This window comes from Nonomuraea sp. N2-4H (genome assembly GCF_045291505.1).
In the GTDB taxonomy this organism is placed as follows: domain Bacteria; phylum Actinomycetota; class Actinomycetes; order Streptosporangiales; family Streptosporangiaceae; genus Nonomuraea; species Nonomuraea fastidiosa.
In genome coordinates this window covers 7,820,533-7,840,922 of the sequence record NZ_CP147987.1, presented here as the reverse complement: position 1 = coordinate 7,840,922, position 20,390 = coordinate 7,820,533, and the positions used below count along the sequence as shown (strand labels likewise).

Here is a 20,390-nt window from a genome sequence, read left to right as displayed (position 1 = left end):
ACCTGCCCTATGAAAATAGCCGGTGCCACCGACAACTCCGCCCGGGTCTGAGTAGCCCCTGAGATACGCGAGCGTGGCGACGACCTGCAGGTCCCAAGGGCTGAGGACCAGAGGGGAAGTGGGGGTGGCGGCCCCCTGCAACCGACAACTCCGCCCCGGTCCGAAGCGGCCCCCGAAGCACACGAGCACAGCGAGGACGTGCAGGTCATCAACAGCTGAGGATCAAGGGGGAAGTAGAGGCGCGCCCGGCCCGAAACGACCCCCGAAGCACACGAGCACAGCGAGGACGTGCAGGTCCGTGCGGGCTGAGGTCGAAGGAGGCGGGAGGCGCGCCGGCTCGTCCCGCCGGCGACTCGGTGCGACGGGATCGGCGGCGGTGGAAGGCGTGCAGGCAGGGTGGTCAGCGGCTGTTGAGGTAGGCCAGTACGGCGAGCACGCGGCGGTTGTCGTCGTCCGACGGGGCCAGGCCGAGCTTGGCGAAGATGGAGGCCGTGTGCTTGGCCACGGCGCTCTCGCTCAGGTAGAGCCGCTGGGAGATCGCCGCATTGGAGCGTCCTTCGGCCATGGCCTCCAGCACTTCGCGCTCGCGCGGCGTGAGGTGGTCGAGCGGCTGCCGCTTGGAGTTCTTGGCCAGCAGCTTGGCGATCACCTCGGGGTCCATGGCGGTGCCGCCGGCGGCGACCCGGCGTACGGCGTCGATGAACTGCTCGGCGTTGAAGACGCGATCCTTCAGCAGATAGCCGATCCCACCGGAGCCGTCGGCGAGGAGCTCGCGGGCGTAGAGCTGCTCGACGTGCTGGGACAGCACGAGGATGGGCAGGCCGGGCACCTGCCGCCGGGCCGCGAGCGCGGCCTGCAGGCCCTCGTCGGTGTGGGTGGGCGGCAGCCGTACGTCGACGATGGAGACGTCTGGACGCAGTTCGAGCAGGCCCTTGAGCAGCTCTGGCCCGCTCTCGACAGCGGCGACGACGGTGAAGCCGTGGGCCTGGAGCAGGTGGACGAGGCCGTCCCTCAGCAGGTAGAGGTCTTCTGCGACGAGAACGCGGTTCATGGAATCCAGGGATTGAGCGGCTTGGAGTAAAGCAGGAAGCGCTGGTTGTCGTGAGCGGCGGGGATGCGAATGGCCATGACGTGCATGACGACACCTAGCACGATCATGCCGATGATCGTCGGCCATTGCCACTGCGGCGGCAGGTAAAGGGCGAGGAACCACGCCTTCTCATCGATGTCGAAGATCTTGAAGATGGCGGCCACCACGCCCTGCGGGAAGGTGGGGCACCAGGCCGTGGCCCAGAGGAGCCCGACGACGATCATCTTCCACCTGGGCATCTTGCGGGTCGCGCTCTCGGGCTCCGGCAGCACGTGGGGCAGGTCCATGGTGACCGTGGTCGGGCCGCCGGGCGGGCTGTGCACGGCGAGCACGCCGTCGAACGCCGCCAGCCGCCGCTCGATGCCGGCCAGGCCGCTGCCCTTGGACGGGTCCGCGCCGCCCATGCCGTCGTCCATGACCGTGACGCGCAGGTGGGGGCCGTGGGCGCTGATGTCCACGGTGGCCTCCTGCGCGCCGCCGTGCCGGGCGGCGTTGGACAGCAGCTCGCTGATCGCGAAGTAGACCGCCGCCTCCACCGGCGGCTCGGCCCGCTTCGGCAGGTCCACGTCGACGGTGACGTGCAGCGGGCTGTCCATGGCGAGCGCGCGTACGGCGTCGGCCAGGCCGCGCTCGGCCAGCACCGGCGGGTGGATGCCGCGGATGACCCGGCGCAGCTCGGTGAGCGTCTCCGACGACGCCTCCCTGGCCTTGGCGAGCAGCGCCTTGGCCGCGGCCGGGTCGGTGTCCACGAGCTGCTCGACCGCGCCCAGCGTCATGCCGATGGCGACCAGCCTGGCCTGCGTGCCGTCGTGCAGGTCGCGCTCGATCCTGCGCATCTCGGCCGCCTGCGAGTCGGCGGCCAGATTGCGGGTGCGCCTGAGGTGGCCGACCTGGGCCGCCAGGCGGCTGGCGGCGGTGGCGCCGAGCAGGAGCCGGCACCAGCGGGCGTACAGACGCAGGCCGCGACCGGGAACCAGCAGCAGCGCCGGCAGCAGCAGCACCTTGACCAGCGGGTCGAGCAGCAGCCAGCTCTGGTCGCGCCACGTGCCGGGGTCGCTGACCAGCCACCGCCACCGGTTGTTCCACGCGGGCACGCGAGGGGTCTTGTAGAGCGTGCGATCGGAGCGGTACATGCCGTCGGCCTGCGGCACCGGAGGCGGGGGCGGCGGCAGGTAGGGCGACTCGACGGCGATGCCGGCATGCCGAGTGACCAGCCGCCGGTGCAGCTCGGCCATCCGCCTGACCATCATCACCTGCGGCGGGAACAGGAAGACCATGCCGAGCGCGAACGACAACAGCAGCAGCACGCCGCTCGCCACGATCATGGGCACCTGCACGGCACCGAGCGCCAGCAGCGCGGCGACGTGGCCGTACCTGTTGAGCATGACATCAGTCTGCGACAGCGGGCGGGGTCGCCACACTGCACCTAGGTACACCCTTGCCGGGCATCTAGCGAGATTCCGCGCGTGAGGTCGCGTTCCTAGCGTCGATGGCATGAAAGTCATCGAGGTCAGGAACCTGCGCAAGCAGTACCCCAACCACCTCGCGGTAGCCGACGTGTCGTTCGAGGTGGCCGAGGGCGAGATCTTCGGCATCCTCGGCCCCAACGGCGCCGGCAAGACCACGACCGTCGAGTGCGTCGCCGGGCTGCGCGAGCGCGACGGCGGCACCGTACGCGTGGCCGGGCTCGACCCGGCGGCCGACCGCGACGAGCTGCGCCGCGTGCTGGGCATGCAGATCCAGAGCGCCGCGCTGCCGGAGAAGATCAAGGTGTGGGAGGCGCTCGACCTGTACGCCTCCTTCTACCCCGACCCGGCCGACTGGCGTGAGCTGCTTGAGCGGGTCGACCTCGGTCCCAAGCGCGACACCGCGTTCAAGAAGCTGTCCGGCGGTCAGCGGCAGCGGCTCTCGGTGGCGCTGGCCCTGGTGGGCCGGCCGCGCGTGGCCGTGCTGGACGAGCTGACGACCGGGCTCGACCCGCAGGCCCGCAGGGACACCTGGGAGCTGATCGAGCAGGTACGCACGTCCGGCGTGACGATCGTGCTGGTCACGCACTTCATGGAGGAGGCCGAACGGCTCTGCGACCGCATCGCGCTCATCGACGCGGGCCGGGTCGTCGCCACCGACACCCCAGCGGGGCTCATCGCGCAGGTGGGCGGCGAGCAGCGGCTGCGGTTCCGGCCGTCCGCGCCGGTCGACGACGCGCTGCTGCTGGCGCTGCCCGAGGTGCGCGAGGTGTCGAGGAGCGGCGAGCAGGTCGTCGTCACCGGCTCGGGCAACCTCGCGCCCGCCGTCACCCTCGCCCTGGCGCACCACCAGGTCGTCCCGGGAGACCTGCGGATCGAGCAGGCCACGCTGGACGACGCGTTCCTCGCGCTGACCGGAAGGAAGCTGTCATGAAGCTGCTCGTCACGGAGACCAAGCTGCACCTGCGCGAGTGGCCGCTGCTGCTGTTCACGGTCCTGCTGCCGCTCGCGCTGCTGGTCGTGCTGGGGCTCAGCATCCCCGACTTCACCCGGGCGGACGCGGGCGGCGAGCGGTTCGTGGACGCCCAGTGGCCGAGCATGATGACGCTGCTGTCGCTGCTCACGCTGTCGTGCAGCGCGCTGCCCGCGACCCTGGTCACCTACCGGGAGCAGGGCGTGCTCAGGCGGATGTCCACCACGCCGGTCGGGCCTGGGCGGCTGCTCGGCGTACAGCTGCTGATCAACCTCGGGATCGGGATCGTCACCACGACACTGCTGATCCTCACGGGGGCGCTGGTGTTCGGCTCGGCGGCGCCGCGCCAGATGGGGTGGTTCGTGCTGGTGTTCCTGCTCGGCACCGCCGCGCTGCTCGCCATGGGGCTGGTCATCGCCTCGCTCGCGCCGAACGCCAAGGTCGCGCCCGGCATCGGGTCGGCCGTGATGTTCCCGCTGATGTTCATCGCCGGGATGTGGGTGCCGCGCGACGTCATGCCGGACGTGCTGCGCATGATCAGCGACTACTCGGTTGCCGGGCCGTTCGCCCAGGCGCTCAGGGACTCCTGGGCGGGACAGGCGCCGCAGCTCCTCCACCTGGTGGTGGTGGCCGCGGGGCTGATCGTCTTCGGGGGCCTGGCCGTACGGCTGTTCCGATGGGAGTGAGCCGCGCACCCGCCGGAGCAGGGGCGCGGCGGGGCGGGTCAGCGTCCGGTGGCCCACACCGGGCGCGCTCCCGTGACGTTGGTCAGCAGCGAGTACAGCGAGGTCGCCGCCGCGATGAACAGGTGGTTGCGCTTGAGCCCGCCGAACACCAGGTTCGCGGCCGGCTCGGGCAGCTTCAACCGGCCGAGCAGGGTGCCGTCGGGGTCGTAGCAGAGCACCGCCTTGCCGGCCGCCGTCCACACGCGGCCCTTGTTGTCGAGCCGCATGCCGTCGTACGAGTCCTGCTCGCCTCCTGCGGCGAACTCCTTGCCGCCGCCGAGCGTGCCGTCGTCCCGCACCTCGAACACGCGGATGTGCCTGCGCCTGGTGTCGGCCACGTACAGCAGCCGCTCGTCCGGCGAGAACGCGAGCCCGTTGGGCCGGTCGAAGTCGTCGGCCACGATCCGCACCTCGCCCGTCACCGGGTCGGCCCGGTAGACGTGGCAGCCGTCGATCTCCGGCTCGGCGGCCACGCCCTCGTAGTCGCTGAGGATGCCGTACGGGGGGTCGGTGAACCAGATGGAGCCGTCGGAGCGTACGACGACGTCGTTGGGGCTGTTGAAGCGCTTGCCCTGCCACCGGTCGGCGATCACCGTGACGGAGCCGTCGTGCTCGGTGCGGGTGACCCTGCGCGGGCCCTGCTCGCAGGAAATCGCCGGCCCTCGCGGTCGAGCGTGTTGCCGTTGACGTAATGGGACGGCCGCCGGAACGGGCCCACCGCGCCGGTCATCTCGTCCCAGCGCAGCATGCGGTCGTTGGGGATGTCGCTCCAGACCAGGAACCGGCCGGCCGGGAAGTAGACCGGCCCCTCGCCCCAGCGGGTGCCCCTGTACAGGATCTCGATAGTCGTGTCGCCGCCGACCGCGGCCATGCGCTCGTCGAGCACCTCGAACTCAGTGGGGATCGTGTCCGTCATGGCGACCACCCTACGGGGGTCCGGCCCGCAGTCCCTGAAGTAATGTCGAGGTATGTCGAAGGTCGCCTGGAACACCAAGGAGCTGACCGTCGGGCAGCTCGCCGAACGTAGCGGCGTCGCGGTCTCCGCCCTGCACTTCTACGAGAGCAAGGGCCTCATCAGCAGCCGCCGCACCGCCGGCAACCAGCGACGTTACACGCGCGACACCCTGCGCAGGGTCGCGTTCATCAGGCTGGCGCAGCGCATCGGCATCCCGCTCAAGGTCATCAAGGACGCGCTCAGCGAGCTTCCCGACGAACGCACCCCCACCCGCGAGGACTGGGCCAGGCTGTCGGCCGCCTGGCGCAGCGAGCTGGACGACCGCATCGAGCAGCTCCAGCGGCTGCGCGACGACCTCACCGACTGCATCGGGTGCGGCTGCCTGTCGCTCGACCGGTGCCCGGTCGCCAACCCGTACGACCGGCTGGGCGACGAGGGGCCCGGCGCGCGGCGCATCGACACCCGGATCTGCCCACCGCCCCAGCGCCGGCCCTGCTGCGACACGGCGTCCTGAGCCTTGGCTTCGGCTACGCCTTCTTGGCGGGCGGAACGATGAGGGTCGGCCGGTGCGCGTGATGCAGCACGTGGTTGGAGACGCTGCCCAGCAGCACCGACCGCACACCGGCCAGACCGCGCGAGCCGGTGACGATCAGCGAGGCGTCGATCTCGTCGGCCACGTCCACGATCGTCTTCCAGATGGAGTCGTGGTCGGCCACCGCCCGGTAGGTGACGTCGGTGAGCCCGGACGCGATGGCCAGCTCGGCGCCCTCCTTGGCGTGGTGCTCCGCCTGGGCGTGCGCCTCGTCCTCGGTGCTGGTGTCGATGGAGCTCACGGCCAGCGGAAACTTCTTGAGCTGAACGAGCAGCGGCTCCCAGACGGTGACGATGACCGTGGGCTCGGCGGTGAGGTGCTTGGCGGCGAACTCGATCGCGGCGCGGGCGTCGGCCGAGCCGTCGTAGGCGACAAGGATGGTCATGGCTTGCTTCCCTTCGCTTCGGTCATCTCGTAGAGCACCGAAGCGATCATCGGCCATTCCTGAGCGGATTGTCTGTTCCGTCACAGAACGCCCGGCGTAAGAAGCGGGCCGCTCGCGTGTGCGCCCCCTTCGCCGCGCTCGAAGCGCGGGCGTCAGTGCTGGGCCATGTCCACGAATCGGCTGTAGTGGCCCTGGAAGGCGACCGTCACCGTGGCCGTGGGACCGTTACGGTGCTTGGCCACGATCAGGTCCGCCTCACCCGCCCGCGGCGACTCCGGCTCGTACGCGTCCTCCCGGTGCAACAGGATGACCATGTCGGCGTCCTGTTCGATCGATCCCGATTCGCGAAGGTCGCTCACCTGTGGGCGCTTGTCGGTGCGCTGCTCGGGGCCTCGGTTGAGCTGGGAGATCGCGATGACCGGCACCTCCAGCTCCTTGGCCAGCAGCTTGATGGCACGCGAGATCTCGGAGACCTCGTTCTGGCGGCTTTCGACCTTCTTCGGCGAGCTCATCAGCTGGAGGTAGTCGATGACCACGAACCGCAGGTCGTTGCGCTGCTTGAGGCGGCGGCACTTGGCGCGGATCTCCATCATCGACATGTTGGGCGAGTCGTCGATGAACAGCGGCGCCTCGGCCACCTCGCTCATCCTGCGGGCCAGGCGGGTCCAGTCTTCGTCGCCCATCATGCCGGAGCGCATGTGGTGGAGCGCGACGCGGGCCTCGGCGGAGAGCAGGCGCATGACGATCTCGTTGCGGGACATCTCCAGCGAGAAGATGACCGTGGTCATGCCGTGCTTGATCGCCGCGGACCTGGCGAAGTCGAGGCCGAGCGTGGAGTTGTGGGTGGGGATCAGCGTACGGCCGGCGAGATAGAGGTGGTCGGCGTTGTCGACCTCCACGCACCGCACCGGCACCGACGGCACCGGGCGGACGCCGGTGATCGTGCGGTGGAGGGTATCGGCGGCGGTGTCGATGTGGACGTTGGCGTCGCTGCGCCGGAACACCTTGTCAGGCGGCGTGAACGTGATCGTGTGGCCGGTGCCTGCCTCGTCTGCGGACACCGAGTAGCCCAGGCCGTGGATCAGCTCGCGGACGTCACCGGCCAGGTCGGCGTCGGCGAGGGTGAGCCGGATCGTGCCGGTGTCGTCGATGGTGGCGGCGGCGTCGAGCAGGCCCGCCAGGAGCGCCCTGCGCTGCTCCTCCGACGCCCGCAGGTACGCCCCGGGAATGCGCCCGCACGGCTCCGCCTGGGCCTGCGCGCCCAGCGAACCGCCGTCCGCGCCACACGCGCCAAACGTGTCACAGGCGCCGAAAACGCCCGGAGCGGTCTCCGCGCCGGAGGCATCCAGAGCGGCCTCCACGCCGGAGGCGCCCGGAGCGATCTTCGCGCCGGAGGCGCCGAAGGCCGTGGCGAGGTGGGTGCCCAGCTCGTACGGGGGCGTCGGCAGGTCGCGATCCGGCAGCTCCAGGGGGCGGGTGTTGGCGACGGAGTGGCCGGTGTGCACGGTGGCGGCGATCTCCTCCGTCGTACGGACCCAGCCGGCCCCCGTCATCGGCGGTGAGCCACTGGTGGAGCGCGTCGGCCACGATCACCGTGCCGTCGCTGAACTCCACCTCGTAACAGGGCCGCCCGTGCAGCACCTCGGTGGCCGCGACGACCGTGGTGGGCCGCCCGTCGGCGCCGATGAGCAGGTCGCCCACCTGGACCTCGCCCATCGTCGTCCAGCCCGACGGGGTGGGCAGCGGCGTGTCGAGCGCGAGGGCCTTGCCGATGGCGGGCCGCGCGGCGACGACGATCATCTGGCCGGGGTGCAGGCCGTTGGTGAGCTGGTCGAGGTCGGCGAAGCCGGTGGGGACACCGACCATCTGGCCGCCGCGGCTGCCGATGGCCTCCAGCTCGTCGAGCGCGCCGGGCATGATCTCCGACAGCGGCGCGTAGTCCTCGGAGGTGCGCCGCTCGGTGACCTTGTAGATCTCCGCCTGGGCACGGTCGACGAGGTCGTCGACCTCTTCGTTCTGGCCGCCGTAGCCGTAGGAGACGATGCGGGTGCCGGCCTCGATGAGGCGGCGCAGGACGGCCTGCTCCCGGACGATCTTGGCGTAGTAGCCGGCGTTGGCGGCCGTGGGGACGACGGCGGTCAGCGTGTGAAGGTAGGCCGCGCCGCCCACTCGGGCCATCTCGCCGCGCTTTTGCAGCTCGTCGAAGACGGTGACGGCGTCGGCGGGCTCGCCCCGGCCGTACAGCTCGGTGATGACGTCGTAGATGATCTGATGAGCCGGACGATAGAAGTCGTCGGAGCGCAGGATCTCCACGACGTCGGCGATGGCGTCCTTCGACAGCAGCATGCCGCCCAGGACCGACTGCTCCGCCTCGATGTTGTGAGGAGGTGTGCGCTCGAATCCAGGACCGCCGACGGCCTCGTCGTCAATGCTCACCGCGCCCCCTCGTGCAACTCGCAGGTGGTCGCACCACCCCCACTTGTAGTCGACCGGTGTGACAGTTTCGCGGAGTCCGGGTCGCTCGGCAACGTGGCCTGTGGACAACCCTGTGGTCAACCTGTGTACGACTGGCCTGAGGATGTGAACGGCCTGTGGACGGGGCTGGGGATAACTGTTTCAGATATCCACCGAAGCCCCTCTGAGCAGGGCGAACGGTGTCCACTGGCTGTGGAGAAAAGAAAGTTGGCCTCACACGCCGTGTAATGTCCATAATGGACAAATGCCCATTACATCCAGAGACCGGGAGATTCTCCGACTCGCCGTGCCCGCGTTCGGCGCGCTCGTCGCCGAACCGCTCTTCCTGCTCGCCGACTATGCCATCGTCGGCCACGGCCTGGGCACCACGGCGGTCGGCGCTCTGGGCGTGGCGGGCACCGTACTGACGACGCTGGTGAACCTGTGCGTCTTCCTCGCCTACGGCACGACCGCGCAGGTGGCGCGGCAGACCGGCGCGGGCGAGCACGCGCGGGCCATGCGCAGCGGTGTGGACGGCATCTGGCTGGCCATCGGCCTCGGCGTGGCGCTGATCGCGGCGTGCTGGCCGCTCGCGCCGGAGATCGTGAGCTGGTTCGGCGCGAGCGGTACGCAGGCCGCGCAGGCGGTGACGTACCTGCGGATCAGCCTGCTCGGCACGCCCGCGATGCTGGTCGTGCTGGCCGGCACCGGCGTGCTGCGCGGCCTGCAGGACACGGTGACGCCGCTGGTGGTGGCCGTGGGGTCGTTCGCCGCGAACGCCGCGCTGAACGCCTGGTTCGTGCTGGGGCTCGGCTGGGGCATCGCGGGGTCGGCGTGGGGCACGGTGATCGCGCAGAGCGGGGGCGCGGCCGTCTACCTCGTCGTCGTCGCGCGCGGCGCGCTGCGGCACCACACCCCGCTCACCCCGTCATTCCAGGGGATCAGGCAGGCGGGCACGGCGGGCGTCGCCCTGTTCATCCGTACCGTATGCCTGCGCATCGTGCTGCTCGCCGCCACCGCGATCGCCACCAGGATGGGCGAGGCCGAGCTGGCCGCGTACGCGCTGGCCACACAGGTCTGGACGCTGCTCGCGTTCGCCCTCGACGCCATCGCGATCGCCGGGCAGGCCATCACCGGACGCTCGCTGGGCGCCGGCGACGTGCCGGCCACCAGGGACGCCACCCGCCGCATGGTCCAGTGGGGCCTGTGGTCGGGCGCGCTGCTCGGCCTGCTGGTGATCGCGGCAAGACCGCTGGTGCCGGGGCTGTTCGACGCCGAGCCCGCGGTGGCCGGGCTGCTGCTCGACCTGCTGTGGCCGGTGGCGCTCTTCCAGCCGATCTGCGGGATCGTGTTCGTGCTCGACGGCGTGCTCATCGGCGCGGGCGACCAGCGCTACCTGGCGTGGGCCGGGGTGTGGACGACGCTGGCGTACCTGCCGGCCGCCCTGCTGGCCTCGGGGATCGGCGTGGTCGCACTGTGGTGTGCGCTCGGCGTGTGGATGGTGGCACGCCTGGTCACCCTCGTACGCCGCGCGGCCGGCACCGCCTGGCTGGTAACCGGCGCGTAACCGGATTGTGCTTGCTGTTACCGAAGGGGTGGAGCAGAGTAGGCGCATTCCCTGAGCGGGGTGTGCTTTGTCCACGATTCTGCGAAGACTGCCGCCTTCTGAGGCCACCGGACTGCGTACGGGCGCCCGGCACAGCCTTGCCGAGGTGTACCGGCCGGCCGACCTGGTCGTGCTCGGACTCGGCGTGATGATCGGCGCGGGCATCTTCAGCATCGCCGGTGAGCAGGCCGCGACCACGGCGGGCCCCGGCGTGATCCTGTCCTTCATGATCGCCGGCATCGCCTGCATGCTGGCCTGCCTGTGCTACGCGGAGCTGGCCTCGACGATGCCGACGTCGGGCAGCGCCTACACGTTCACGTACGTCATCTTCGGCGAGGTCTGGGCGTGGATCATCGGCTGGGCGCTGATCCTGGAGCTACAGCTCGCCGCCGCGCTGGTGGCCAGGGCGTGGGGCGCGATCGCGGTCGGCGCGATCGGCAACTTCGGCATCCGCGTCCCGAACGCCGAGCTGGTCCAGGACATCCTCGTGTTCGTCATCCTCGTGCTGCTCACCGGCATTGTGGCGCTGGGGGCGCGGGTGGGGCTGCGGGCACTGTGGATCATGGTGGCGGCGAAGCTGCTGGCCATCGGCGCGGTCATCGCCGTCGGCCTGCCGCACATCGACCCGGCCAACTTCGGCGGCTTCGTCGTACCGCCCAAGACCCTCGACACCCCGCCCGCCACCGTGCTGGAGACCCTCATCGGGGAGGGGCAGGCGTTCGGCTGGTTCGGCATCTTCGCCGCGGCCTCGGCGATCGCGTTCGCGTACGTCGGGTTCGACATCGTCGCCACCTCGGCCGAGGAGACCGTGAACCCGCGCGAGGCCGTGCCCAAAGGCATGATCCGCAGCCTGGTCATCACCACCGTCATCTACATCGCGGTCGGCCTGGTCATGGTCGGCATGGTGCCGTACACCGAGATCTCCGAGGAGGCGCCGCTGGCCAGCGCGTTCCAGGCGGCGGGGCTCGGCTGGATGGCCCACGTCATCGACGCGGGAGCGGTGCTCGGGCTCACCACCGTGATCCTCGTGCTGATCGTGGGACAGACGCGGGTGCTGTTCTCGATGGCGCGCGACGGGCTGATCCCGCGCGGGCTGGCCAAGGTCAGCCGCCGCTACCACACGCCGTCACGGGTGACGCTGGTCATCGGGCTCATCGCGATCGTGCTGGCGGAGTTCGTCCCCGTGGTGCCGCTGCGCGAGCTCGTGGTGATGGGGACGCTGTTCGCGTTCGCATTCGTGGCGGCCGGCGTGATCGTGATGCGCCGCCGCATGCCGGACCTGGAGCGCGGCTTCCGGGTGCCGCTCGCGCCGCTGCTGCCCGCGCTGTCGCTGTTCGCCACGCTCTGGCTGATGGTCAACCTGCGCCTGCTCACCTGGGCGTGGTTCGTGCTGTGGATGGTCTTCGGCCTGCTCGTCTACCTCGTGTACGGCCGCCGCAACAGCCTCCTCGCCCGCCCGCGCACCGAGCCGTTGAGGCCCGCCCACGGCGGCCGCCACCGCCGCTAGAACCGGCCCGACTCCAGCACGCTGCGCAGGAACTCGCGCGTCCGCGGATGCTCGGGCTCGCTGAAGATCTTCTCCGGCGGGCCCTTCTCCAGGAGCACGCCGCCGTCCAGGAAGCACACGGTGTCGGAGATGTCCCGGCAGAACGACATCTCGTGCGTCGTGAGGATCATCGTCATGCCCGACTCCTTGAGCTCCCTGATGATCCCCAGCACCTCGACCACGAGCTGCGGGTCGAGCGCCGAGGTGACCTCGTCGAGCAGCATCAGCCTGGGCTGCGTGGCCAGCGCCCTGATGATGGCCACACGCTGCTGCTGGCCGCCGGAGAGCTGGTCGGGGTAGGCGCGGGCCTTGTCGGCCAGCCCGAAGCGTTTCAGCAGCTCATGCGCCTGCTCCTCGGCCTGCGCCTTGGCCACGCCGTGCACCTGCCGGGGCGCGAGCGTGACGTTGTCGAGCACGGTCATGTGCGGGAACAGGTTGAACGCCTGGAACACCATGCCGAGCCGCTTGCGCACCTGGTCGGCGTCCACCCGGGGGTCGGTGATCTCGTCGCCGTCGAGGTAGATGGCGCCGTCGTCCACCGTCTCCAGCAGGTTGATGCAGCGCAGCAGCGTGGACTTGCCGGAACCGGACGCGCCGATGAGGCTCACCACCTCGTGCGGCGCCACCTCCAGGTCGATGCCACGCAGCACGCTGTTGCCGCGGAAGTGCTTCCACACGCCCTCGATCGTCAGGACGCTCATGCGCCGCGCCTCCTGCGGGTGCGTGCGGCCAGATGGTCGGTGAACCTGGCCATGGGGATCGTGAGCAGGATGAACAGCAGGGCCGCCACCAGGTAGGGCGTGTAGTTGAAGCTCTGGGCGCTGTGGATCTGCGCCTGCCTGAGCGCCTCCAGCGGCCCGATCGTGGCCACCAGCGCCGAGTCCTTCTGCAACGAGGCGAAGTCGTTGAGCAGCGGCGGGATGACCCGGCGGGTGGCCTGCGGCACGACCACGAACCTCATCGTCTTGGCGTGGCTCAGCCCCAGCGAGCGCGCCGCCGCGATCTGGCTCGGGTGCACCGACTCGATGCCCGCCCTGAACACCTCGGCCACGTACGCGCCGTACGAGAGCGTCAGCGCGATGATGCCCAGCGTCGCGAGGTCCGTCGGGATGCCCTGCAGCCGCAGCGCCGGCAGTCCGAACCCGATCAGGTAGATGACGAGGATCGTCGGCACGCCCCTGAACACGTCGGTGTAGAGCGTGGCCAGCATCCTGATCGGGAAGAACGCGGGCGCGGTGATGCCCCTGGCCAGCGCGACCAGGAGCCCGATCACCAGGACCAGCACCTCGGCGATCAGGAAGATCTTGATGTTGAGCACGAACCCGCTCAGCACGTCGGGTATCGCCGCGACGAACTGCTCACCGTCGAAGAACGTCCTGCGCACGGCCGGCCAGCCGGGCGAGCTGGTGACGCCCCAGACCACCAGCACCAGGAAGACGACCGTCGACGCCGTCGCGATCGAGGCCGAGCGGCGGCCGTGCGACCTGCGGACACGCTCCCGCTCGACCTGCCGCTCAGACTTGACCCACTCGCTCATTTCAGCTCGGGCGCGCCCGCCGCCGAGCCCAGCCACTGCTCCTCGATCTTGGCCAGGTCGCCCTTGGACTTCAGCGCGTCGATGGCCTTGTCCACGCACGGCTTGAGCGCGCTGCCCTTGGCCATGACCAGGCCGAACTCCTCAGGCGTGTCGCCCGACGAGCCGAACTGGCCGACGATCGTGGAGTTCTCCACCTGCGCGGCGGTGACGTAGAACGCCGTCGGCAGGTCCACCACGACCGCGTCCACCTGCTTGTTCTTCAGCGCGTTCACGACGTCGATCTGGTCGTTGTAGACGTTCGGGTCCGCGGACGGCTTGATGACGTTCTTGACCGCGTTGAACGAGGTCGTCCCGACCTGTACGCCGATCTTCGCGTCCTTCAGCTCGGCCAGGCTCTTCGCCTTGGCGAACTTGCCGTCCTCGGCCGCCACCACGGCCTGCTTGACCGTGTAGTAGCCCTTACTGAAGTCGACCGCCTGGGCCCGCTCCGGGGTGATCGAGACCTGGTTGATGTCGAAGTCGAAGGTCTTCTCGCCCGGCGCGTACGCGTTGTCGAACTTGACCGTCGTCCACTGCACCTCGTCGCGGTCGAAGCCCAGCTCCCCCGCCACCGCGAACGCGACCGCGCTCTCGAAGCCCTGCCCGTTGCTCGGGTCGTCGTCCTTGAACCACGGCTCATAGGCGGGCTTGTCGGTGCCGATGGTGAGCTTGCCCGGCGTCTTCAGCGCGAGCTGGTCCTTGGTGCACGCGGTGGAGGTGGTGGGGGCCGCGACGCTCGCCGTGTCGTCGACCGGGGCGCACGCGACGGTCGCCGCCGCCAGTGCTCCGAGTGCGAGCAGCATCGAGGGACGGGCCATGGCCTCTGCCTCCAGGGGGAACGTGCGAAAGATCGAGGCGATTCTACGCTGCTCGTATCGGAAATCCGCCCCCAGGGTGCCGCCCACCACCCCAATCCCGGCACCCCACCGCCTCGCAGCCGACCGGCACAAGACCGGACCCCGCGGCATCGGGGGTGACGCACGGCATCGCGAACGTGACACGCAGGATCGCGGGTGACGTGAGGTGGCGCGAGGTGGCGTGGGCCGGGCCTCAAAGCGGCCGGGCCAGCGCGCGGAGATCGAGCGGCGCGGTAAGACCGGCGCGGGGCCCGAGTGGCGCGGGGCCGAGTGGTGCGGGGGCGAGTGGCGCGGGGGCGAGTGGTGCGGGGCGGGAGCCGTTCGTACGAAGAAGGGTGGGAAGACAGAAGGGCCCCCTGAGAAGGGGGCCCGCTGCTTGCTGAAGGTCAGCCCGCGACGACCTCGACGTCGACCGACGCGGAGACCTCCGGGTGGAGCTTGACCGTCACCCGGTGGGAGCCGACGCTCTTGATCGGGTTGGGGATCTCGATGCGGCGGCGGTCGAGCTCGGGACCGCCGGCGGCCTTGACGGCCTCGACGATGTCGCCCGAGGTGACCGAGCCGAACAGCCGACCCGACTCACCGGCACGGGTGGCCAGGCGCACGCGCAGCGCGCCGAGCTGGCCGGCGACCTCCTTGGCGGTGCCGAGGTCGCGGATCTCGCGCGCGTCGCGCGCCTTGCGGATGGCCTCGATCTGCTTCTCGGCGCCGCGCGTCCAGCGCATGGCGTAGCCGCGCGGGATGAGGTAGTTACGGCCGTAGCCGTCCTTGACCTCCACGACGTCGCCGGGGGTGCCGAGGCCGGAGACCTCGTTGGTGAGGATGAGCTTCATGTCGACGAACCTCCCTTAGCGCGCCGTGCTCGTGTAAGGCAGCAGGGCCACCTCACGGGCATTCTTGATCGCCGTCGCCACGTCGCGCTGGTGCTGGGTGCAGTTGCCCGTCACCCGGCGCGCACGGATCTTGCCGCGGTCGGAGATGAACTTCCGCAGCAGGGCCGTGTCCTTGTAGTCGACGTAGGAGATCTTGTCGTGGCAGAACAGGCAAACCTTCTTCTTCGGCTTGCGCAGTGCCGGCTTAGCCATCGTGGTGCTCCTTTCAGAGCCCCGCCGTCAAAGCGGGAATGGACTCGGGCTTGTGGACAGGTTTAGAAAGGCGGTTCGTCGCTGAAGTCGTTGCCGCCGCCGAAGCCACCGCCGCCCTGCGGGCCGCCGAAGCCGCCGCCACCGCCCTGGTAGCCGCCGCCCTGAGGCGGGGCGGGCGTCGCGGAGGCCCAGGGGTCATCGACCGGACCGCCGCCGAAGCCGCCGCCGCCCTGACGGGAGGTGCGGTTGACCTTGGCGGTCGCGTTACGCAGGGACGGGCCGACCTCGTCGACCTCGACCTCGTAGACCGTGCGCTTCTCGCCTTCCTTGGTCTCGTAGGACCGTTGCTTGAGCCGCCCCTGCACGATGACCCGCATGCCGCGCTGAAGGCTCTCGGCGACGTTCTCCGCCGCCTGCCGCCAGACGTTGCAGGTCAGAAAGAGGCTTTCGCCATCCTTCCACTCGTTGGTCTGCCGATCCATGTACCGCGGAGTGGACGCGATGCGGAATCGAGCCACCGCTTGCCCCGTCGGGGTGAAGCGCAGCTCCGGGTCGTCGACGAGGTTGCCGACGATGGTGATTACGGTGTCGCCTGCTGCCATGGCTAGCGCTCGCCTTCCTGCACGCCTTCGCTTGGGTTACGGCTCAGAGTACGGGGCTTCCCCGACAAAAAACCGGAGGTTAGTGCACGTCCGGACGCAGGACCTTGGTGCGCAGGACACCCTCGTTGAGGTTGAGCTGGCGGTCGAGCTCCTTGACCGTCGCGGGGTTCGCGGACAGGTCGATGACGGCGTAAATGCCCTCGGACTTCTTGTCGATGTCGTACGCGAGCCGGCGGCGACCCCACACGTCGACCTTCTCCACGGTGCCGCCGTCGTTGCGGACCACGGAGAGGAACTGGTCGAGGGACGGAGCGACGGTGCGCTCATCGAGCGAAGGGTCCAGGATGACCATTACTTCGTAACGACGCATGCGGACTCCTACCTCCTCTGGACTTTTGCGGTCACGACGCTCTGCCGTGACAGGAGGACGCTGACGCCTGAGCCCGGCGGGCCCCTTTCGGCACCCCGGGGCGACGAGTCACCCGTCGCAGCGCAGCGTGCCCCAGGTTACCAGCCGCTGCTCGATGGGAAGGCCCTATGGAAACCAAGGGGGTGGTGGCTGTGCCACAAGTGCTTCAGCCCTCCGACAGGGAGCGCTTCAGGTTCACGCTCAACACCGACGGACGTCCGCATCGCGCCGAGAACACCTTCGCGATCATCACGCTCGTGTGCGGCGTGGTGGCATTCGTCGCGACGTTCTGGCCCTCGGCGCACGTGATCTCGTCGTGGTTCGGCACGCTCGGTTTCGGCGTGGGCCTGTACTCGCAGTACATCTCGGCGACCACGCCGCAGCGCTCGCTCAACGTGGTGGGTCTCGTCGGGTCGTTCGTGGGAGCCGCGCTCGGCATCGCTCACGGCGGCTTCCTCCCGAACCCCTGACCCCGCGCGCACGAGCGGACGGCCCCGGGCGTACGCGCTCCGGGGCCGTTCCGTATCTGCTCTGTAGAGAAACGATCTGCTCTGTAGGGAAACGGCCGAGATCAACCGATGTGCAGGTCGATGCCGAGGAGCACCAGGAACCACAGGAAGACCGCGAGCAGCGCCTCGGCGACGTCCCTCAGCAGTCCCGGCGTGATGTAGTCGTGGACCCAGGCGACGTAAAGGCCGACGACGACGTAGACGGCGACGATCAGCGCGCGTAAGCGCCAGCGGCTCATGGGGGACTCCTCGTGTCGGGGGCCTCCCGGCTGCCCTGGGGCACACCGGCCAAACCCGGCCGCCTCCCGCTCGGGCGGCGGATAGCCTTACCGCATGGTGCGAATCGGAGCTCACGTCGATCAGGACGATCCCGCCGCCAGGGGCGCCGAGGTGGGGGCCGAGGTGGTGCAGTTCTTCCTCGGCGACCCGCAGGGCTACGACAAGCCGGTGCTGCCCGCCAAGCCGGTCGAGGGCGTTGACATCTACATCCACGCCCCGTACCTGATCAACGTGGCGACGACCAACAACCGCATCAGGATCCCCAGCCGCAAGCTGCTGGAGCAGCACCTCAAGGCGGCGGCGAGCCTCGGCGCCAAGGGCCTGGTCGTGCACGGCGGCCACGTCAACAAGAACGACGACCCGCAGGCGGGCTTCGACAACTGGCGCAAGGTGTTCGAGCGCATGGAGTGCCCGATCCCCGTGCTGATCGAGAACACCGCGGGCGGCGGCAACGCGATGGCGCGCAAGCTGGAGCGCATCGCGCGGCTGTGGGACGCGCTCGACGGGTTCGACGTGGGCTTCTGCCTCGACACCTGCCACGCGCACGCGGGCGGCGAGGAGCTGGTCGACGTGGTCGAGCGGGTCAAGGCCATCACCGGCCGCATCGACCTCGTCCACTGCAACGACTCGCGCGACGACTTCGGCTCCGGCGCCGACCGCCACGCCAACATCGGCCAGGGCAAGATCGACCCCGAGCTGATCCTCGCGGTGTGCCGGGCGGCGGCCGCGCCGATCGTGGTGGAGACGCCGCGCGAGGGCCAGGCCGAGGACATCGCGTTCCTGAGGAAGAACCTCTAGCGAACGTTCCTGAGGAAAAACCTTCAGCGAATACACACAGGCTGTGGATAACTTCCCTGGATTACCCAGAGAAGAAAGTGGGTAAGAAGATCAGCCCGCCCACGCGCCGCTGAGAAATCTGGCCGTGTTGACCAGCATCAACGGCCCAGAGATCAACACGTAGAGCGCCATCAGCCAGGGGCGGCGGGCCGACACCCGGGCGAGCAGCACCCACAGCGGGAACCACAGCAGCAGCGAGCGCGGGATCGACAGGTAGTACGCCGACGTCATCAGCGCCGCCGCCTGCCCGCCCGCGTACACCGCCTCGCTCCACCTGCGCAGCACGAGCAGCCAGATGAGCGCGGCCACGACCACCACGGCTCCGGCGATCTCCATGCGGAACGCCACCGCGAAGTCGTCGGAGCCCATCGCCGAGCGCCAGGTCGTCCGCCACGCCTCCCACGGCCAGGCGAAGTCGCGCCCCCAGCCGGCCTCCTGCGCGTGCTTCCACGCCAGCCAGTCGCCGGTCCTGCGGTACTGGTAGAACGAGTACGCCGCCAGCGGCAGGAACGGCACCGCCAGCCAGGCGGCCCGGCGCACCGGCTCCCTGCGCACCACGTACTCCACGACGAGCGCCACGGCGAGGAACAACCCGGTGATGCGCACGCACGACGCGCCTGCCGCCAGCAGTGCCGCCGCCGGCCAGCGGCCCTGGCGGGCGGCCAGCCAGGCCGGGATCGCGAAGGCCAGGAAGAGCGACTCGCTGTAGCCGGCGGCCAGGAACACCGCCATGGGGAAGGCCAGCAGTCCCAGCACCGCCATCCACCCAGGGGCGCCCTCGACCTCGGCGAGCCGGGCCAGCGCCACCATGGCGACCGCGCCGGAGACCAGCGAGACCAGCAGCCCGGCCGCCGCCCAGTCGGGCACGACGAGGTGCACCAGCCGCAGCGCCATCGGCAGCCCGGGGAAGAACGCGGGCAGGCCGTCGTCGGGCGGCCTGCCGGGCTCGCCGTCGTAGCCGTACTCGGCGATGGTGACGAACAGCGTGGTGTCCCACTTGCGCCACTTGTCGGCGTATCCGGCCAGGGTGGTGCCGAGCAGGGTGGCCACCAGCAGCCCGGCACGCGAGCCGAACCAGAGCAGCAGCGCGTCCCGTGCGGCAGACCGCGTGATCATCTGACCAGGGACGCCAAGGTGAACCGGTCAGGGGCGCCGTCGAACACGCCGCCCGTCTGGTCGTCGGCTCCCGCCGCGCGCACCACGTCCTTGTCGGGCTTGAGAATGTCGCGCACGACGAACGCCATCATGATGGCGATGGTGATGATCCGCCCCCACACGGCGGTGAAGTACGTGTCGTCGCCGATGCCCAGGTCCTCACGCCCCAGCGGCGGCTGCGAGAGCAGGTAGAGCCAGATCGCCACGAAGTACCACACCTCGGCGAGCTGCCACAGCGCGAGCGGCTTCCAGTTGGGCCTGGCCAGCACCGCGAACGGCACCAGCCACAGCACGAACTGCGGCGACCAGACCTTGTTGGTCATCATGAACGCGGCCAGCGCGAGGAAGCAGATCTGAGCCAGCCGGGCCGGCGCGGCGCGGCCAGCGTCAGCACCGCGATGCCCAGGCACAGAATGGCCAGGGAGAGCATGCCGAGCGTGCTCACGTCGGTATCGCCGAGGATCGGCCAGCCCTTGGTCTGGAAGAACAGCCACGGCGAGCCCCAGTCGACCCCGCGCTCCTGGGAGAAGACGTAGAAGCGGCGCCAGCCGTCCCACGCGAAGATCATGAAGGGCAGGTTGACGAGGAGCCAGGCCGCCGCCGCCGCGCCCAGCGTCTCCAGGAACGGCCGCCATCGGCCGGAGCGCCACGCCAGCAGGAACAGCGCGCCGACGAACATCAGCGGATAGAACTTCGTCGCGATCGCGAGCCCGAGCAGCACGCCGGCGAGCACCTGCCGCTCGCGCTTCCACGCCAGCAGCATGCCCATGGACAGCACGCCGGCGACCAGGTCCCAGTTGATGTACGCGGCCAGCACCACGGCCGGGGAGATCGCGTACCAGAGGGGGTCCCAGCGCCTGAGCGGGCCGGCCACCGCCGCCATGAGCAGCACCCCGCCCACCAGGCAGAGGCCGAGCAGGATCACGGTCAGGTCGTAGAAGCGCACCGCCTGGGTGACCGTGTCGGGGGACAGCGCGCGGGCGATCCAGCTCATGACCTGCATGACCTCGCCCAGCACCACCGGGTATTCGACCTGCTTGTCGAACGGCACCGCGGCGAAGTAGGGGTTCTCCCTGTCGAGGGCGCGGTCGAAGTACAGGGGGTAGATGTCGGTGTAGCAGAAGTTCGTGTACGTGGTGACCTGGTCGTTCCAGCCGCCCGTACGGCACGGCAGGCGCACCACGTACGCGAGGCTCGCCCCCAGGGCCGCGATGAGCCCCAGGGGCAGGTACGGCACGGCACGCGCCACCCACGGGGCGCGTGCCTCGGTCGCTGGCTGCGTCACCGGC

At 69.9% G+C, this 20,390-nt stretch carries 23 protein-coding genes and 1 pseudogene; 7 read left to right on the top strand and 17 right to left on the bottom strand.

Annotated features, from left to right (window positions below):
- Positions 1 to 400: 400 nt before the first annotated feature.
- On the bottom strand, positions 401 to 1,051 hold the full coding sequence (locus tag WBK31_RS36220) for a response regulator transcription factor (protein WP_364064512.1): 651 nt from the start codon (positions 1,049 to 1,051) through the stop codon (positions 401 to 403).
- Complete coding sequence (locus WBK31_RS36215; protein WP_364064515.1) at positions 1,048 to 2,475, bottom strand: histidine kinase; 1,428 nt, start codon at positions 2,473 to 2,475, stop codon at positions 1,048 to 1,050. Before WBK31_RS36215 ends, WBK31_RS36220 begins: the two co-directional genes overlap by 4 nt.
- A 109-nt stretch (positions 2,476 to 2,584) precedes the next feature.
- Here WBK31_RS36215 and WBK31_RS36210 point away from each other — a divergent pair, with 109 nt between their 5' ends.
- Together WBK31_RS36210 and WBK31_RS36205 are read left to right on the top strand one after the other, a co-directional pair.
- A complete protein-coding gene (locus WBK31_RS36210; RefSeq protein WP_406673876.1) occupies positions 2,585 to 3,490 on the top strand; it encodes an ABC transporter ATP-binding protein in 906 nt (301 codons plus the stop codon).
- Positions 3,487 to 4,215 carry an ABC transporter permease gene (locus WBK31_RS36205; RefSeq protein WP_364064520.1) on the top strand — a complete coding sequence of 243 codons (729 nt, stop codon included), beginning with the start codon at positions 3,487 to 3,489 and terminating at the stop codon, positions 4,213 to 4,215. The genes WBK31_RS36210 and WBK31_RS36205 overlap by 4 nt, the downstream gene beginning before the upstream one ends.
- A gap of 38 nt (positions 4,216 to 4,253) precedes the next feature.
- Here the strand turns inward: WBK31_RS36205 and WBK31_RS36200 are convergent, their stop codons facing one another.
- Together WBK31_RS36200 and WBK31_RS36195 are read right to left on the bottom strand one after the other, a co-directional pair.
- Positions 4,254 to 4,907 carry an SMP-30/gluconolactonase/LRE family protein gene (locus tag WBK31_RS36200; protein ID WP_406675555.1) on the bottom strand — a complete coding sequence of 218 codons (654 nt, stop codon included), beginning with the start codon at positions 4,905 to 4,907 and terminating at the stop codon, positions 4,254 to 4,256.
- Entirely contained in the window at positions 4,844 to 5,170 is a 327-nt protein-coding gene (locus tag WBK31_RS36195) for an SMP-30/gluconolactonase/LRE family protein (RefSeq protein ID WP_406673875.1), read from the bottom strand. Before WBK31_RS36195 ends, WBK31_RS36200 begins: the two co-directional genes overlap by 64 nt.
- Before the next feature lie 52 nt (positions 5,171 to 5,222).
- On the opposite strand from WBK31_RS36195, the gene soxR reads away from it, so the two are divergent.
- Positions 5,223 to 5,723: a redox-sensitive transcriptional activator SoxR gene (gene soxR, locus WBK31_RS36190; protein WP_364064523.1), complete on the top strand. Its 501-nt coding sequence runs from the start codon at positions 5,223 to 5,225 to the stop codon at positions 5,721 to 5,723.
- A gap of 13 nt (positions 5,724 to 5,736) precedes the next feature.
- Here soxR and WBK31_RS36185 read toward each other — a convergent pair whose 3' ends face one another.
- Both WBK31_RS36185 and dnaB read right to left on the bottom strand, forming a co-directional pair.
- Positions 5,737 to 6,186, bottom strand: a complete 450-nt coding sequence (locus WBK31_RS36185; RefSeq protein WP_364064526.1) for a universal stress protein — start codon at positions 6,184 to 6,186, stop codon at positions 5,737 to 5,739.
- Between the two features lie 152 nt (positions 6,187 to 6,338).
- Positions 6,339 to 8,532 (bottom strand): annotated as a pseudogene (dnaB, locus tag WBK31_RS36180) (replicative DNA helicase).
- A 373-nt stretch (positions 8,533 to 8,905) separates the two neighbouring features.
- Between dnaB and WBK31_RS36175 the strand changes: the two are divergent.
- Positions 8,906 to 10,207: an MATE family efflux transporter gene (locus WBK31_RS36175; protein ID WP_364064532.1), complete on the top strand. Its 1,302-nt coding sequence runs from the start codon at positions 8,906 to 8,908 to the stop codon at positions 10,205 to 10,207.
- Positions 10,208 to 10,274: 67 nt separating this feature from the next.
- The gene (locus WBK31_RS36170; protein ID WP_406673874.1) at positions 10,275 to 11,753 is read left to right on the top strand and encodes an APC family permease; all 1,479 of its coding nucleotides are present in this window, start codon (positions 10,275 to 10,277) and stop codon (positions 11,751 to 11,753) included.
- Here the strand turns inward: WBK31_RS36170 and WBK31_RS36165 are convergent.
- The 7 genes from WBK31_RS36165 to rpsF form a co-directional block, all read right to left on the bottom strand.
- Positions 11,750 to 12,493, bottom strand: a complete 744-nt coding sequence (locus tag WBK31_RS36165) for an amino acid ABC transporter ATP-binding protein (protein WP_364064538.1) — start codon at positions 12,491 to 12,493, stop codon at positions 11,750 to 11,752. The genes WBK31_RS36170 and WBK31_RS36165 overlap by 4 nt on opposite strands.
- Positions 12,490 to 13,329 carry an amino acid ABC transporter permease gene (locus WBK31_RS36160; protein ID WP_364064541.1) on the bottom strand — a complete coding sequence of 280 codons (840 nt, stop codon included), beginning with the start codon at positions 13,327 to 13,329 and terminating at the stop codon, positions 12,490 to 12,492. The genes WBK31_RS36165 and WBK31_RS36160 overlap by 4 nt, the downstream gene beginning before the upstream one ends.
- Entirely contained in the window at positions 13,326 to 14,186 is an 861-nt protein-coding gene (locus tag WBK31_RS36155) for an ABC transporter substrate-binding protein (protein ID WP_364064544.1), read from the bottom strand. Before WBK31_RS36155 ends, WBK31_RS36160 begins: the two co-directional genes overlap by 4 nt.
- 425 nt (positions 14,187 to 14,611) lie before the next feature.
- Positions 14,612 to 15,058 carry a 50S ribosomal protein L9 gene (gene rplI / locus WBK31_RS36150; protein ID WP_364064547.1) on the bottom strand — a complete coding sequence of 149 codons (447 nt, stop codon included), beginning with the start codon at positions 15,056 to 15,058 and terminating at the stop codon, positions 14,612 to 14,614.
- A 15-nt stretch (positions 15,059 to 15,073) separates the two neighbouring features.
- Positions 15,074 to 15,310, bottom strand: coding sequence for a 30S ribosomal protein S18 (rpsR, locus tag WBK31_RS36145; RefSeq protein ID WP_020543048.1), 237 nt, complete (start codon positions 15,308 to 15,310; stop codon positions 15,074 to 15,076).
- 62 nt (positions 15,311 to 15,372) lie between these two features.
- Positions 15,373 to 15,912 carry a single-stranded DNA-binding protein gene (locus tag WBK31_RS36140; RefSeq protein ID WP_364064549.1) on the bottom strand — a complete coding sequence of 180 codons (540 nt, stop codon included), beginning with the start codon at positions 15,910 to 15,912 and terminating at the stop codon, positions 15,373 to 15,375.
- 79 nt (positions 15,913 to 15,991) lie between these two features.
- Positions 15,992 to 16,282, bottom strand: a complete 291-nt coding sequence (rpsF, locus tag WBK31_RS36135) for a 30S ribosomal protein S6 (RefSeq protein ID WP_364064552.1) — start codon at positions 16,280 to 16,282, stop codon at positions 15,992 to 15,994.
- Between the two features lie 191 nt (positions 16,283 to 16,473).
- Here rpsF and WBK31_RS36130 point away from each other — a divergent pair, with 191 nt between their 5' ends.
- Complete coding sequence (locus WBK31_RS36130) at positions 16,474 to 16,791, top strand: hypothetical protein (protein WP_364064554.1); 318 nt, start codon at positions 16,474 to 16,476, stop codon at positions 16,789 to 16,791.
- 101 nt (positions 16,792 to 16,892) lie between these two features.
- On the opposite strand, the gene WBK31_RS36125 is transcribed toward WBK31_RS36130, so the two are convergent.
- On the bottom strand, positions 16,893 to 17,069 hold the full coding sequence (locus WBK31_RS36125; protein ID WP_364064556.1) for a hypothetical protein: 177 nt from the start codon (positions 17,067 to 17,069) through the stop codon (positions 16,893 to 16,895).
- A gap of 94 nt (positions 17,070 to 17,163) precedes the next feature.
- On the opposite strand from WBK31_RS36125, the gene WBK31_RS36120 reads away from it, so the two are divergent.
- Complete coding sequence (locus WBK31_RS36120; RefSeq protein WP_406673873.1) at positions 17,164 to 17,907, top strand: deoxyribonuclease IV; 744 nt, start codon at positions 17,164 to 17,166, stop codon at positions 17,905 to 17,907.
- Positions 17,908 to 17,997: 90 nt separating this feature from the next.
- On the opposite strand, the gene WBK31_RS36115 is transcribed toward WBK31_RS36120, so the two are convergent.
- The 3 genes from WBK31_RS36115 to WBK31_RS36105 are packed head-to-tail and all read right to left on the bottom strand — an operon-like array spanning position 17,998 to position 20,386.
- Positions 17,998 to 19,062 carry a mannosyltransferase family protein gene (locus tag WBK31_RS36115; protein WP_364064561.1) on the bottom strand — a complete coding sequence of 355 codons (1,065 nt, stop codon included), beginning with the start codon at positions 19,060 to 19,062 and terminating at the stop codon, positions 17,998 to 18,000.
- Positions 19,059 to 19,427 (bottom strand): hypothetical protein, encoded by a 369-nt coding sequence (locus tag WBK31_RS36110; protein WP_406673872.1) that lies wholly within the window; start codon positions 19,425 to 19,427, stop codon positions 19,059 to 19,061. The genes WBK31_RS36115 and WBK31_RS36110 overlap by 4 nt, the downstream gene beginning before the upstream one ends.
- On the bottom strand, positions 19,424 to 20,386 hold the full coding sequence (locus WBK31_RS36105) for a glycosyltransferase 87 family protein (RefSeq protein ID WP_406673871.1): 963 nt from the start codon (positions 20,384 to 20,386) through the stop codon (positions 19,424 to 19,426). Before WBK31_RS36105 ends, WBK31_RS36110 begins: the two co-directional genes overlap by 4 nt.
- Positions 20,387 to 20,390: the final 4 nt, after the last annotated feature.

Excerpts from the sequence above, each read along its gene's own strand:
- WBK31_RS36220 (WP_364064512.1), bottom strand. The coding sequence starts at position 1,051 with ATGAACCGCGTTCTCGTCGCAGAAGACCTCTACCTGCTGAGGGACGGC.
- WBK31_RS36215 (WP_364064515.1), bottom strand. The coding sequence starts at position 2,475 with ATGCTCAACAGGTACGGCCACGTCGCCGCGCTGCTGGCGCTCGGTGCC.
- WBK31_RS36210 (WP_406673876.1), top strand. The coding sequence starts at position 2,585 with ATGAAAGTCATCGAGGTCAGGAACCTGCGCAAGCAGTACCCCAACCAC.
- WBK31_RS36205 (WP_364064520.1), top strand. The coding sequence starts at position 3,487 with ATGAAGCTGCTCGTCACGGAGACCAAGCTGCACCTGCGCGAGTGGCCG.
- WBK31_RS36195 (WP_406673875.1), bottom strand. The coding sequence starts at position 5,170 with ATGACGGACACGATCCCCACTGAGTTCGAGGTGCTCGACGAGCGCATG.
- soxR (WP_364064523.1), top strand. The coding sequence starts at position 5,223 with ATGTCGAAGGTCGCCTGGAACACCAAGGAGCTGACCGTCGGGCAGCTC.
- WBK31_RS36185 (WP_364064526.1), bottom strand. The coding sequence starts at position 6,186 with ATGACCATCCTTGTCGCCTACGACGGCTCGGCCGACGCCCGCGCCGCG.
- WBK31_RS36175 (WP_364064532.1), top strand. The coding sequence starts at position 8,906 with ATGCCCATTACATCCAGAGACCGGGAGATTCTCCGACTCGCCGTGCCC.
- WBK31_RS36165 (WP_364064538.1), bottom strand. The coding sequence starts at position 12,493 with ATGAGCGTCCTGACGATCGAGGGCGTGTGGAAGCACTTCCGCGGCAAC.
- WBK31_RS36160 (WP_364064541.1), bottom strand. The coding sequence starts at position 13,329 with ATGAGCGAGTGGGTCAAGTCTGAGCGGCAGGTCGAGCGGGAGCGTGTC.
- WBK31_RS36155 (WP_364064544.1), bottom strand. The coding sequence starts at position 14,186 with ATGGCCCGTCCCTCGATGCTGCTCGCACTCGGAGCACTGGCGGCGGCG.
- rplI (WP_364064547.1), bottom strand. The coding sequence starts at position 15,058 with ATGAAGCTCATCCTCACCAACGAGGTCTCCGGCCTCGGCACCCCCGGC.
- rpsR (WP_020543048.1), bottom strand. The coding sequence starts at position 15,310 with ATGGCTAAGCCGGCACTGCGCAAGCCGAAGAAGAAGGTTTGCCTGTTC.
- WBK31_RS36140 (WP_364064549.1), bottom strand. The coding sequence starts at position 15,912 with ATGGCAGCAGGCGACACCGTAATCACCATCGTCGGCAACCTCGTCGAC.
- rpsF (WP_364064552.1), bottom strand. The coding sequence starts at position 16,282 with ATGCGTCGTTACGAAGTAATGGTCATCCTGGACCCTTCGCTCGATGAG.
- WBK31_RS36125 (WP_364064556.1), bottom strand. The coding sequence starts at position 17,069 with ATGAGCCGCTGGCGCTTACGCGCGCTGATCGTCGCCGTCTACGTCGTC.
- WBK31_RS36120 (WP_406673873.1), top strand. The coding sequence starts at position 17,164 with ATGGTGCGAATCGGAGCTCACGTCGATCAGGACGATCCCGCCGCCAGG.
- WBK31_RS36115 (WP_364064561.1), bottom strand. The coding sequence starts at position 19,062 with ATGATCACGCGGTCTGCCGCACGGGACGCGCTGCTGCTCTGGTTCGGC.
- WBK31_RS36110 (WP_406673872.1), bottom strand. The coding sequence starts at position 19,427 with ATGATGACCAACAAGGTCTGGTCGCCGCAGTTCGTGCTGTGGCTGGTG.